We start from the raw sequence: 11,281 nt of genomic DNA, 5'->3' as shown, positions 1-11,281 counted from the left end.
AGGGCCATTGTGGCATCCGGTGCGTGGAGCGAGCCGGCATGGACGTGAGAGAGGCCGCGGGAGGAACGTACAAAGACCTCCCACATGGGCCAGTTAGAGCTGGACATGGAACCTTCCTTATGGTCTCGAAGCAGGTTGGGCAGTGTGCTTAGGCGTTAAGCGATGAGCGAGGTATCAGCCGAGTGGTGCTTCTCGGCGTAGGCTGCGGCAGCCTCACGGACCCAGGCGCCGTCGGCATGCGCTTGGCGACGTCGCTGCATCCTCTGCACGTTGCAGGGACCCTCGCCCTTGATGACGGACTTGAACTCTGCCCAGTCCAGCTCGCCGAAGTCGTAGTGACCGCGCTCCTCGTTCCACTTGAGATCCGGGTCCTCGAAGTGCAGGCCCAGGGCCTCAGCCTGCGGAACGATCATGTCGACGAAGCGCTGGCGCAGCTCATCGTTGGAGAAACGTTTGATCTTCCACTCCATGGACTGCTTGGAGTTCGGGGAATCGTCATCTGGCGGGCCGAACATCTGCAGGGCAGGGCCGTAGAAGCGGTTGATTGCTTCCTGCGCCATCTGCTTCTGCTCCGGGGTGCCGTGGGAGAGTTCGTAGAGGATCTCCCAGCCTTGGCGCTGGTGGAAGGATTCTTCCTTGCAGATGCGCACCATGGCGCGGCCGTATGGGGCATAGGAAGCGCGGCACAGTGGGACCTGGTTGCAGATTGCCGCACCGTCGACCAGCCAGCCGATTGCTCCGATGTCTGCCCAGGTGCGCGCCGGGTAGTTGAAGATGGAGGAGTACTTCGCCGTGCCATCAAGAAGCTGTTGTACCAGCTCATCGCGGGAGGTGCCGAGGGTCTCGGCGGCGGAGTAGAGGTAAAGGCCGTGGCCTGCCTCGTCCTGCACCTTGGCCATGAGGATTGCCTTGCGCTTAAGTGATGGTGCGCGGGTGATCCAGTTGGCTTCTGGCTGCATGCCGATGATCTCGGAGTGCGCGTGCTGGGAGATCTGGCGGGTCAGCGTCTTGCGATAGGCGGCCGGCATCCAGTCGGTGGGCTCAATGCGGGAATCTTCCGCAATGAGCTCGTCGAAGCGTGCTTCTGCCTCTGCGCTGGCGAGTGCGGAGTCAGTGGTAGTCATGGAGGAAATCCTTCTATCCGGATGGAGGAGTAAGCGGGGTATTACTTACTGAATGGTTGGTCAGTATATGGGAGATCTGTGACCTACGTCAACACATTTTGTGATGTGTCTCTAGTTTCTTGGGGGGACTTCGTTACTTCTTGGCTGGCAGGACGCGGAAGGTTCCGCGGAACTCCGCGATGGGTTTGCCGTGGATGTTCAGCGAAACGTCGACGATTCCGTTGCGTCCCCAAGTCTCGCGCGTGATGGCTACGCCACTGACGACGTCGCCCTCGAAAGCGGGGGCGATGTAGTGAATGGAGTTGTGGGCAGCGACGGCGACTTCGCCGGGGGAGTTGCACGCGCCGGCAAAAAGTGAATCGGCAAAGGTGTAGAGAAAACCGCCCTGTGCTGTGCCGTGGCCGTTGCACATCTCTGGGCGGATGGTGAATTGGCCTTCGCAGTGTCCAAGTTCGAGCTTGGTAATCTCCGCGCCGATGTGCGCGGTGGCTTTATCGCTTTCAAACATGGCGCGGACGTGGGCGAATTCTTCAGATTCGGCCACGCCGGGGCGCAGGATCTGGCTCATGGATGCTCCTAGTTAGCTGGAGATCTAGAGCAAGCACTCGATGAGAAATGGGGGTGTGGTGATTGGAGAGTCTAACCATTTTTTGGCCGTTCTGCTTGAATGGGGACCGTGGTTGAAGCAAATGTTGGTGCCGGGCGGGGTCGCCCGGGCTATTCCCGTGATGATGTAATTAGCGCGGCTGTGCGCGCTTTTAATGCCCGTGGATATGACGCGACATCGATGGGGCATGTTGCGCACGAGCTGGGAATTACAAAGTCGGCGCTCTATCACCACATCTCTTCAAAAGAGGAGATTTTGGAGCTGACGGTTGCCCGCGCGCTCAGCGAGCTTGAGGCCGTGGTTGCCGAGGTTAAAGATTCGGACTTGGCTTCCGGGGAGCGTGTGCGCTGCCTGGTGGAGGGGTCCATTCATGTGCTGTGTGTAGACCCGCAGTCGGTGTCTTTGCTGCTGCGGCTGCGTGGCAACTCGGAGGTTGAGTCCCGCGCTTTGGAGCGACGTCGTAAGCTAACCCGCTCAGTTATCCCGCTCGTGCGCGATGCTCAGGAGGATGGCGCAATCAGGTCTGACCTGGACGCTGCGATCTTGACTCGCATGGTCTTTGGCATGGTCAACTCAGTGGCGGAGTGGTACAACCCGGGCGGCAAGCTGGAGGCGGAGGAAGTCGCCGATGCTGTGGTGGGCTTGTTGTTTGGTGGCCTGAGGGGCTAGAAGTTTTGGGGTGCTGCGGGGGTAGCTCGACTGGGGAGAATCTGTGAGAGAAAAATTCTAGGCCTTAGCTGCGTTTTCCCAACGGGAAATGTGCCCTGGGTCATGAAACTTTTTTAATTGTGTTGTAACTCACGTACTGACCTTGTATTGTACGTCACATGATTTACCTGAACGAACGGTAGGTCATTAATTCGCCGAGGTTAATATTCCTCGGCTAAACCCAAGCAAGACAGTTAAATATCTCGAGCAGCGCTTTCGAGGGAATGCGGGTGTGGACCTCAATTCTCCCGAGTCGAAAGGCAACAACGTGACCGCAACGTTTGACATCTTTTCTGATCACCACGGCCCGCAGATGGGCATTGAGTATGCTTCCCGCGACGAAATCATCGCGTTACAGACGCAGCGCGCAAAGAACGAGCTGCGCCACGCGTACTACAACGTCCCTCACTACCGCCGTGCGTTTGATGAACTAGGCGTCCACCCCGATGACTTCAAGGAGCTGGCAGACTTTGCCAAGTTCCCGTTCACTGACAAAGAAACGCTGCGCTCCGAGTATCCGTTCGGAATGTTTGCTGTAAACCAGAGCCAGATCTCCCGTATCCACGCGTCCTCCGGCACTACCGGCCGCCCAACCGTGGTGGGGTATACCCAAAATGACGTGAAAATCTGGTCTGAACTCGTGGCTCGTTCCCTGCGTGCCGGTGGCCTGCGCCCAAGCGATAAGGTGCAGATCACCTTCGGCTACGGCCTTTTCACCGGTGGTCTTGGCGCTCACTACGGCGTCGAGGAGCTGGGCGCGACCGCAATCCCAACCTCTGGTGGTCAAACCGAGCGCCAGATTCAGATCATGCAGGACTTCCAGCCGGATGCCATCCTTGGCACCCCGTCCTACATGCTTAACCTTTTGGATCGTATGCGTAAAGACGGCATCGACCCGCGTGAAACCTCGCTTCGAGCTGGCGTCTTCGGCGCCGAGCCGTGGACTGAGGGCATGCGTCGCGAGCTCGAAGAAGGCTTTGGCATCACGGCCACCGATATTTATGGCCTCTCTGAGGTCATGGGTCCTGGTGTTGCGCAAGAATGCGTGGAAACCAAGGACGGTCTGACCGTCTGGGAGGATCACTTCTACCCAGAGATCATTGACCCAGAAACCCTGCAGCCGGTGCCTGATGGAGAATACGGCGAGCTCGTGATTTCTTCCTTGACCAAGGAAGCATTCCCGATCATCCGTTACCGTACGCACGACATCACTCGCCTGCTGCCGGGAACAGCGCGTTCCATGCGCCGCATCGACCGAATTTCGGCTCGAAACGACGACATGATCATTCTGCGCGGCGTGAACTGTTTCCCATCCCAGTTTGAGGAAATCATCACTGAGGATTCCAACCTGCGCCCGCGCTACCAATGCATCCTGTCGAAGAAGGGGCGCATGGATCACCTGACGCTGGTTGTTGAACATGCAACAGACGTTGCCCAGTCTGATATCGAAGCATCGGGTGATTGGCTCAAGAAGCAGATCAAGAACCGCATCGGTATCTCCGTCGGCGTCGATGTGGTTGACCACGTTGACTGCGGTGAGGGCAAGGCAAAGCGCATCGTCGATAACCGCGATAAGTAATCGACCTTATCCATCTGCTTTTGCACCCATAGAGAGAGTCACCCTATGTCTGCACCTGTAATTGAACGTAGCCAACCGGCAACTGGAATTACTCGGGAGCACAAGCGCGTGCTCGCTGGCTCCATGGTCGGAACCACCATCGAATGGTTCGACTTCTTTATCTACGCCCAAGCTGCGGGTCTTATTTTCGCCACGCAGTACTTTGACCCAGTCTCGAATGAAAACGCCTCGCTCGCGCAGATCATTTCCTGGGCTTCATTGGGTATCTCATTCCTGTTCCGCCCGCTGGGTGCTATCATCGCAGGTCACTTGGGTGACCGGCTGGGCCGCAAGCCAGTTCTTGTCATCACTCTGATTGGCATGGGGCTAGCCACCATGCTCATGGGTGTCTTGCCCAACTATTCTGCAATCGGCATGGCCGCCCCAATCCTGTTGGTGGCGCTGCGCGTGCTGCAGGGGCTTTCTGCTGGCGGCGAGTGGGGCGGTGCGGCAATGCTCGCCGTGGAACACGCGCCACGCGGCCGCCGCGGCCTCTTCGGCGCCTTCCCACAGGTGGGAGTTCCGCTCGGAATGTTCCTGGCCACCATCTTCATGCTTTTGCTTTCCGCGGTCTTGACGCAGGAGCAGTTCTTGGCATGGGGCTGGCGTATCCCCTTCCTGTCCTCTGTTGTCCTGATTCTTCTGGGCTACTTTATCCGCCGCGCGGTGGAAGAGTCTCCAGCATTCGCTGAGCTGCAGGATCTTCAGAAGAAGGAATCTGCCCCCTTGGCGGTCCTGTTCAAGAGCCACACCGGCACCGTCATTAAGTGCGCGCTCATCTTCGCCGCTAACAACGCTGTGGGCTACTTTGTCATCGCCTACTTCACCTCTTATGGCACCAAGGTAGTGGGCTACTCGCGCACCGACGCCCTGCTAATCGCGCTCATTGCATCCATCGGCTGGTTCGCTGGCACCCTCTACTTCGGCCACCTGTCGGACAAGGTGGGCCGCAAGCGCACCTTCATCGTGGGCTACATTGCGTTGGCTGCGTGGTCCATTCCGTCCTGGATGGCTGTTGACTCCGGCAATCTTGCCCTCTTCGGTGGTGCGGTTCTCATCCTGGCGACCATGCTGGGTGCCACCTATGGTCCCCAGTCCGCGCTCTACGCGGAGATGTTCCCAGTGAAGGTACGCCTCTCGGGTGTTTCAATCGGCTACGCGTTTGGCTCCATCATCGGTGGTGCTTTCGCCCCGATGATCGCGGAGATGCTCTTCACTGAATACAAGACCTCCATGGCTATCGCTACCTACGCGATTGTCATCTCCGCCATCTCTCTCATCGGCGTTCTCATGGTGCCAAAGGGCATTCAGGACCGCGACCTGCACGTTTAGAAGTATCTGACTTCTAAACTAGGCGCATAAGTGCGAAGAGCCTGCCTGGGCGGCCAAGGCGCAGAACTGTAGCTGGGCGTTGGTCACTGAATCTTCGGCACCGCGGATTGCCTGGCGGGCTGGGGCGTGGAACTGCACCGGCACGAAGTTGAGGATTTGCTGCTCCAGCGGGGAAGGCTGGCGGCCCGAATTGCGGATGCCGTCAGCGGTGATGCGAACAGCACCCAAGATGTCGCCGGTGAGCTGGGAGGCCGCGCCATAAGTATTCGCGGCGATGGTAAAGCCATTGCCAAAGGAGGCGGTGGCATGGACGTTGCGGTTATCGTCCCAGCCGAACTTCGTGCCCACAACACCCGGCACGCGTGAGGTGCCAAAGTCTTGCTTATAGCCGTCAGCGGCAACGGGGGAAGCGGTGCGCATACCATTGATAATTGGCGTGGCTAGTGGGTCGCCCACAATCGCGGAGGTAAAGCGCGCAAGGTCCTCAGTAGAGGTAGTGGTGTTGCCCCAGAATCCTGGGTAGTGGGTCTCATGCAGGCCAAACTGGCCGATGACCTCAGGGATTGCCTGCGGGTAGCGGCGGTCCAAGTCTGTGGCCGTGCCGTCCTCGCTGAAACGAATCATGTTCTCCACGCGGGCTTTATCCGCCGGAGCGCCGTGCTGCAGCACCCAATAGCCCAAGTAGAGCTTGACCAAGGAAAGCGCCGGGCGAGATTCGTGGGAATTAGCAGTAGAGACCACTGTGCCATTGCTGTAGCGCAGCGTGACCTGAGTACGCCCGGGCACAGCGTTAGGGTCGATGGTGATGCCAGCGTGGGCAGCGGGTGTGACGAGGCCGGCGGCGAGGGTGCCAACCAGCGCGGCAGCAGAGAGGCAGAGGCGGGAACGCATAGGAAAATAGTAACAGCGCTGGGAAAATTAATCGTCCCCAGCGCTGTTAAATAGTTTGTCTAGATTTCTACGATGGTGCGGCCATGGCGGGTGCCGGCGAGTAGCTCCTTGGCGGCGTCTGCGACATCGTCGAGCGCAACGGTGCTGGAAATAGAGTGCAGCATCTCAAGATCGAGGTGCTCGTCCAGCAGCTTCCAGGCATCCTCGCGGACCTTGAGCGGTGCGTCGACGGAGTTGCCGCCTGCCAGGACGATGCCGCGCAGGATGAATGGCAGTACCGAAGCCGGGAGGTCAGGACCAGCGGCCATGCCGGTTGCTGCCACGACGCCGCCCCACTTGACCTGCGCCAAGACGTTGGCCAAGACGGTGGAGCCAGCGGTGTCTACCGCGCCGTCGTAAAGCGCCTTCTGCAGCGGACGGCCGGTCTCCGAGAGCTCGGAGCGATCAATGATGTGGTCTGCGCCCAGGGCCTGCAAGTACTCGCTTTCGCTATCAACGCGGCCGGTAACGGCGGTGACCTCGAAGCCCAGGGACTTGAGCAATTGGACGGCGATGGAGCCCACGCCGCCCGTGGCGCCAGTGACCAGCACATGGCCCTCGCGCGTGCCGTGGGTGAGCAGCTGGTTGACGCAGATGGCGGCGGTGTAGCCCGCGGTGCCGATTGCTGCGGCGTCGGCAGCGGTGAAGCGCTCCGGAACCACGAGGGTGGCGTTGGCATTCACGCGCTGCTTAGTGGTGTAGCCGCCGTGGCGGAATTCTCCCAAGCCGTCGCCGAAAGCGGCCACCAGGGCGCCCTCAGGTAGACGTTCATCGTTTGACTCCGCAACGGTGCCCACGACGTCGATGCCCGGCACCAGCGGGTTGATGCGCATGACGCCCTTGTTACCGTCGAGTGCCATTGCATCCTTGTAGTTCAACGAAGAATGGGAAACGTTAACCAGTACGTCGCCCTCGGCCAGAATCGGCTCATCCTCGAAAGCGTGAGAGATGGAACCGTCTTCGTTTCGCGTGACTTTGAGTGTGCTCATGCCCACGATGGTACGCCCATTATGAATCAGTGTTTTGCCAGCGAAGTACACGGCAAAAGTACAGCTTTTGTTGTTAGATTCTCGGACATGCTCGTTACCGAACAAACCACTCATTCGCGCAGCCGTATTCCGGCGGCCCCGCGCCGCCACCAAACGCTGCGCCGTGACTCACTTCTAGTCACGGCGCTCGTGCTGCTCGTTGTTGGTGTGGCGACGTTGGGTAAATCCTTCATTGAGATCCCCGGCGTGGTCAATGCCTCCGCGCATGCGGTGCGAAGCTTAGATCTGCAAATGTTCAACGGTTTTGATCATCCGACCATCTGGTACGGGCCTTGGACCAACACCATCGGCAATTTCTTGTTGTTTATGCCACTCGGCGCAAGCCTTATCGTGATGGGCCAGAATCTGCGCCGCGTGCGCTTTGGCCTCGGCGGAACCATCCTGGCCGGCTTGGCGCTGAGCTTGAGCATCGAAACCCTCCAGTACCTCTTCGCCCTCGGCTTCAGCGACGTTGATGACCTTGTGTTCAACACCTTGGGCACCGCCGTGGGCGCATTCTTTTTGGCCCGGATAAGCAAAGAGCTGCAGTCCAAAGTCCTACACCGTATGGGATTCATTGCAGCGACCGCGCTAACCGTTTTGGGCTGCGCGCTAGTCACGGGGTTTGTTGCTTAATCTTCTGCTCTGAGTTTTCTACGCGGCCTTCTTTGCGGAGCGCGACTCTCGCACAATTCCACTGCCGAGAAGGACTAGTCCGAAGGCTACCCATGCGAGCAGAGTCCATACCTGGGTGGCGATACTTGCTGCAGGGAAGTAGTTAACCAGGCGCAGCAGCGTAGCTGTGGCGCCGTTAGGCAGGAACTGGCCGAAGTATCCCCAGCTGCCGGACACGAATTCCTTGGGGGCCATGGTACCGGCCAGTGGGTTGCCCACCAGCATGATGGTCAGTGCGCCGAGACCAAAGCCGGGGGCGCCAAGCAGCGCCCTTAGGCCTAGGATGAAGCTGGAGACTGCGGCGATGCCTAGTGTGAATACGCCGGTCGATGCCCAGAAACTATCTGGCAGTAATCCGAATACTCCGCCGATTACTGCGGTGGTGAGCAGTCCGGCAATGGGGGCAAAGATTGCTAGGGCGAGGAGACGCTGCGAGTTTCGCTTCAGGAGGAAGGAAGGAATCGCTGCACCGAGCATGCCGCCGATGGCAACGGGGATAATAGCCATATTCATGGCGAGGCCCTGCGGGTCTTCGCTGCTGGTGGGCACAACGTCGGTGGTCTTGACGGTGACGTTAGGGAGTGCGTCAGCCGGGATGCCCTTCGCGGCAGCCATCGCCTGAGCTTGCTGGTTTGCCATTGCCTCTACTGGTTGCGCGAGGTTCTTCACGATGTTGCCTTGTGCGGCGCCGGCAGCGCTTGCGGTGAGGACCTCTGGTTCTTGGCCCAGCACGATGGCGCCGTAAGCCTCGTGTTCTTCGATGAGGGATACCGCGGCTGCGCGGTCTTCTACAGGTGTTATCTCGAAGAGTCTGGGTTGCTTCTGCTCAAAGGCTTCAGAAACCTTGCTCACTTGTTCTTGGGTTCCAACTACTGCGAGTGGGAGGTCTTTGGGGGTCATCGTGGCCATGGGCCACAAGAAGGCAGGTACGAAGAGGCACACTGCGAGAGGTGCCAAGAATCCAACGGCGATTGCCTTGGTCCAGTCTTTCATGTCGTTCCTTTGCTTGATTTTCAACGCTTGTTGAATAAGATATTTCAACAGTTGTTGAAAGTCAACACGTGATGAATTCTTCGAGGGTTCGAGGAAGTAAGGTTGAAGCCATGGCAGCTAAAGGCAAGGTCGAAGAATCCGGTGACGGTGCTCAGCCAGGGGCTGAGCATAAAAAGGCAGAGCGCAAGAAAGCTGGACGTCGTCCAGGCGCCCCAGAAGCGCGCGAGAAAATTCTGGAAGCCGCCTGCATGAGGTTTAGCGAGGTGGGCTTCGAAGCCACCACCATCCGCGCGGTCGCCAAAGAAGCCGACGTCGATCCCGCTCTCGTCATGCATTACTTCAAGAACAAGGACGGCTTGTTCGATGCGGTAATCGCGGTCCTAAAAATGCTTCCGGCTCAGTTGGGGGCGTCTACTGACCTTCGAGGATTCATCGCGAACTATCTGCGCCTGTGGGAAAGCGAGGACATGGGTCCGCGTTTGCGTGCTGTGGTTCGCGGCGGCATTGGCTCTTCACATGCATCAGCTATCCTCCGTGAATCGATCATGGACAGCTTCGTAACGGCCCTTTTAGAAACAGAGTTCGCCCAAAGTACGATTAGTGAAGGTAATCTCCTGGGCAAGATCGCGTATTTGGGTCCTATTCTCATTGGAACGGCGATTGCTCGCTACGTCGTGGAGGTTCCGCTGATGACGGAGAAGAGCATCGACGACATAGTGGAGGACATGTATCCCGCTATCGAGACGCTCCTATCTAACCAAGGCTAAGGCTTGAGGTTTTTCACGAACTCCGCGACATCGGTAGCCGCCTGCTTGGCAAAGGGGCTAACACCCGTGATGGTGGCTGAGCCCGGGCCAGTCCACGTGCCGTATCCCACGAGGAAGAGCCCCGGCACGGTGGGCTGGCGGTCTACCAGGAGGCGAGAAATGGGGCGAAGTGCGGGCCGGAAGCCGGTGGCCCAAATCAGGTGATCCGCGTCGATGTCGTCGAGGGAATCCGGCATCGGGGTGGCGCGCAGGAGCCCTTCATCACGCGCCTTGAGCACCGGCGGGACCATGACGATATCGCCCAGGTTCGTATCCGCGCCGGGGTCAGGCTCGCCGCGATTGATGGCGTTGAGACGCTCGCGGTTGCGCCGGAAGAGCACGCGTCCGTCGACGTCGTCAGGCATCCAGCGCGGCTCGCCCCTCGTTAGCCAGGTCGTGGAAATGTCTTCAAGCAGCAGATCTGCCGCGATCTGTGCGCCGGAATTGGCCGCGCCCACCACTGCCACGCGGGAGCCGCTGAACTCCGCGACGCCGGGATAAATGGCCGAATGCCATTGTGTCCCCGCAAACTTACCGGGGTAGTACGGGATGAAGGGCGCACGCCAGGTACCCGTGGCCGCCACCACGGTGCGGGCCATCAAACGTTCCGTGTCCGAGTAGACGTGGAAGAACTCGCCATCGTGCTCCACGGACTCAACCATGAAGGGGCGTCGTACCGGCAGCTCATAGCGCTCCTCGTAGCGAGTTAGATAATCCACTACATGGCTCGCCGGTGGGAAACCTTCATAAAAAGGCATGGGCCAGCCCGGTAGGTTGGAGGCGCTCGTGGTGCTAAATAAAGTCAGCGAGGGCCAGGTGTGCAGCCATGCACCACCGGGGCGTGATTCCGCATCCAAGATGGCGAAGTTCAAGCCCTTTCTGCGCAGGTAATAGCCCGCGGCCAGCCCTGCTTGGCCGCCACCTAAAACGAGGCAATCATAAACCTGCGCGGACACTTAAATGAGCTTCCTTTCTCGGGCCACGGTGACAGCCGCTGTGCGGGTATCCACGCCCAGCTTCTGATAGATGTGAATCAAGTGCGTCTTCACTGTAGCTTCCGAGATAAACAGGCGCTGGGCAAGCTCCTTATTCGATTTGCCCGTGGCCAGGACTTCTAGGATCTCCAGCTCGCGGCCGGAAAGTGCCACCTCGGGGCGGGTGATGCGCTCGGCCAAAAGTGCTGCCACCTCGGGCGCTAGGGTGCGTTTGCCGGCGGCCGTGGCCAGGACGGCGTCGTGAAGCGCCTGCTCCGGCGCATCCTTTAGGAGATAGCCCAGGGCGCCTGCCTCCACGGCGGAAACGATGTCGGATTGGGTGTCATAGGTGGTGAGGATGAGCACCGGCGGGCCGCCAGCCTGGGCGAGCTGGGAAGTGGCCGCAATGCCATCGGTGCCGGGCATCTGGATATCGCAAATGACCACGTCAACATGTGGAGCATCGGGAGCTGCAAGCTTGGCGAC

The 11,281-nt window shown here is 59.2% G+C and carries 12 protein-coding genes and 1 pseudogene; 5 read left to right on the top strand and 8 right to left on the bottom strand.

Going from position 1 to position 11,281, the window contains the following annotated elements; translation table 11 throughout:
* The 3 genes and pseudogenes from HMPREF2935_RS13640 to HMPREF2935_RS10025 form a co-directional block, all read right to left on the bottom strand.
* A pseudogene (locus tag HMPREF2935_RS13640) lies at positions 1–107 on the bottom strand (1,2-phenylacetyl-CoA epoxidase subunit B); the annotation flags it as partial.
* Between the two features lie 48 nt (positions 108–155).
* Entirely contained in the window at positions 156–1,124 is a 969-nt protein-coding gene (gene paaA / locus HMPREF2935_RS10030; RefSeq protein ID WP_070733048.1) for a 1,2-phenylacetyl-CoA epoxidase subunit PaaA, read from the bottom strand.
* 133 nt (positions 1,125–1,257) lie between these two features.
* Complete coding sequence (locus HMPREF2935_RS10025; RefSeq protein ID WP_062036661.1) at positions 1,258–1,692, bottom strand: hotdog fold thioesterase; 435 nt, start codon at positions 1,690–1,692, stop codon at positions 1,258–1,260.
* Positions 1,693–1,791: 99 nt separating this feature from the next.
* Between HMPREF2935_RS10025 and HMPREF2935_RS10020 the strand changes: the two genes are divergently transcribed.
* The 3 genes from HMPREF2935_RS10020 (at position 1,792) to HMPREF2935_RS10010 (ending at position 5,389) form a co-directional block, all read left to right on the top strand.
* Complete coding sequence (locus tag HMPREF2935_RS10020; protein ID WP_061925260.1) at positions 1,792–2,400, top strand: TetR/AcrR family transcriptional regulator; 609 nt, start codon at positions 1,792–1,794, stop codon at positions 2,398–2,400.
* 352 nt (positions 2,401–2,752) lie between these two features.
* Positions 2,753–4,018, top strand: a complete 1,266-nt coding sequence (locus HMPREF2935_RS10015; protein ID WP_275437348.1) for an AMP-binding protein — start codon at positions 2,753–2,755, stop codon at positions 4,016–4,018.
* 45 nt (positions 4,019–4,063) lie between these two features.
* Positions 4,064–5,389: an MFS transporter gene (locus tag HMPREF2935_RS10010; protein ID WP_070733046.1), complete on the top strand. Its 1,326-nt coding sequence runs from the start codon at positions 4,064–4,066 to the stop codon at positions 5,387–5,389.
* 18 nt (positions 5,390–5,407) lie between these two features.
* Here the strand turns inward: HMPREF2935_RS10010 and HMPREF2935_RS10005 are convergent, their stop codons facing one another.
* Together HMPREF2935_RS10005 and HMPREF2935_RS10000 are read right to left on the bottom strand one after the other, a co-directional pair.
* Entirely contained in the window at positions 5,408–6,280 is an 873-nt protein-coding gene (locus HMPREF2935_RS10005) for a hypothetical protein (RefSeq protein ID WP_070733044.1), read from the bottom strand.
* Positions 6,281–6,339: 59 nt separating this feature from the next.
* Positions 6,340–7,308: an acrylyl-CoA reductase family protein gene (locus HMPREF2935_RS10000; RefSeq protein WP_070733081.1), complete on the bottom strand. Its 969-nt coding sequence runs from the start codon at positions 7,306–7,308 to the stop codon at positions 6,340–6,342.
* Between the two features lie 87 nt (positions 7,309–7,395).
* On the opposite strand from HMPREF2935_RS10000, the gene HMPREF2935_RS09995 reads away from it, so the two are divergent.
* The gene (locus HMPREF2935_RS09995; RefSeq protein WP_049146716.1) at positions 7,396–7,983 is read left to right on the top strand and encodes a VanZ family protein; all 588 of its coding nucleotides are present in this window, start codon (positions 7,396–7,398) and stop codon (positions 7,981–7,983) included.
* An 18-nt stretch (positions 7,984–8,001) separates the two neighbouring features.
* Here the strand turns inward: HMPREF2935_RS09995 and HMPREF2935_RS09990 are convergent, their stop codons facing one another.
* On the bottom strand, positions 8,002–9,015 hold the full coding sequence (locus HMPREF2935_RS09990) for an ABC transporter permease (protein ID WP_061925253.1): 1,014 nt from the start codon (positions 9,013–9,015) through the stop codon (positions 8,002–8,004).
* A 110-nt stretch (positions 9,016–9,125) separates the two neighbouring features.
* On the opposite strand from HMPREF2935_RS09990, the gene HMPREF2935_RS09985 reads away from it, so the two are divergent.
* On the top strand, positions 9,126–9,782 hold the full coding sequence (locus HMPREF2935_RS09985) for a TetR/AcrR family transcriptional regulator (RefSeq protein ID WP_070733042.1): 657 nt from the start codon (positions 9,126–9,128) through the stop codon (positions 9,780–9,782).
* Here the strand turns inward: HMPREF2935_RS09985 and HMPREF2935_RS09980 are convergent.
* Positions 9,779–10,777 carry an NAD(P)-binding domain-containing protein gene (locus tag HMPREF2935_RS09980; RefSeq protein ID WP_070733039.1) on the bottom strand — a complete coding sequence of 333 codons (999 nt, stop codon included), beginning with the start codon at positions 10,775–10,777 and terminating at the stop codon, positions 9,779–9,781. The two genes, HMPREF2935_RS09985 and HMPREF2935_RS09980, sit on opposite strands and share 4 nt — an antisense overlap.
* Positions 10,778–11,281: LuxR C-terminal-related transcriptional regulator (locus HMPREF2935_RS09975; RefSeq protein ID WP_246817823.1), on the bottom strand; the 504-nt coding region annotated here is incomplete at its 5' end.

The organism is Corynebacterium sp. HMSC076D02 (genome assembly GCF_001813815.1).
Classification (GTDB): Bacteria; Actinomycetota; Actinomycetes; order Mycobacteriales; family Mycobacteriaceae; genus Corynebacterium; species Corynebacterium simulans.
The sequence above is the reverse complement of the archived record's forward strand: the minus strand, read 5'-3'. Positions and strand labels throughout refer to the sequence as shown.

Coding starts and splice junctions, on each gene's coding strand:
- HMPREF2935_RS09985 (WP_070733042.1), top strand. CDS start 9,126: ATGGCAGCTAAAGGCAAGGTCGAAGAATCCGGTGACGGTGCTCAGCCA.
- HMPREF2935_RS09995 (WP_049146716.1), top strand. CDS start 7,396: ATGCTCGTTACCGAACAAACCACTCATTCGCGCAGCCGTATTCCGGCG.
- HMPREF2935_RS10020 (WP_061925260.1), top strand. CDS start 1,792: ATGGGGACCGTGGTTGAAGCAAATGTTGGTGCCGGGCGGGGTCGCCCG.
- HMPREF2935_RS10000 (WP_070733081.1), bottom strand. CDS start 7,308: ATGAGCACACTCAAAGTCACGCGAAACGAAGACGGTTCCATCTCTCAC.
- paaA (WP_070733048.1), bottom strand. CDS start 1,124: ATGACTACCACTGACTCCGCACTCGCCAGCGCAGAGGCAGAAGCACGC.
- HMPREF2935_RS10015 (WP_275437348.1), top strand. CDS start 2,753: ATGGGCATTGAGTATGCTTCCCGCGACGAAATCATCGCGTTACAGACG.
- HMPREF2935_RS10025 (WP_062036661.1), bottom strand. CDS start 1,692: ATGAGCCAGATCCTGCGCCCCGGCGTGGCCGAATCTGAAGAATTCGCC.
- HMPREF2935_RS09990 (WP_061925253.1), bottom strand. CDS start 9,015: ATGAAAGACTGGACCAAGGCAATCGCCGTTGGATTCTTGGCACCTCTC.
- HMPREF2935_RS10005 (WP_070733044.1), bottom strand. CDS start 6,280: ATGCGTTCCCGCCTCTGCCTCTCTGCTGCCGCGCTGGTTGGCACCCTC.
- HMPREF2935_RS10010 (WP_070733046.1), top strand. CDS start 4,064: ATGTCTGCACCTGTAATTGAACGTAGCCAACCGGCAACTGGAATTACT.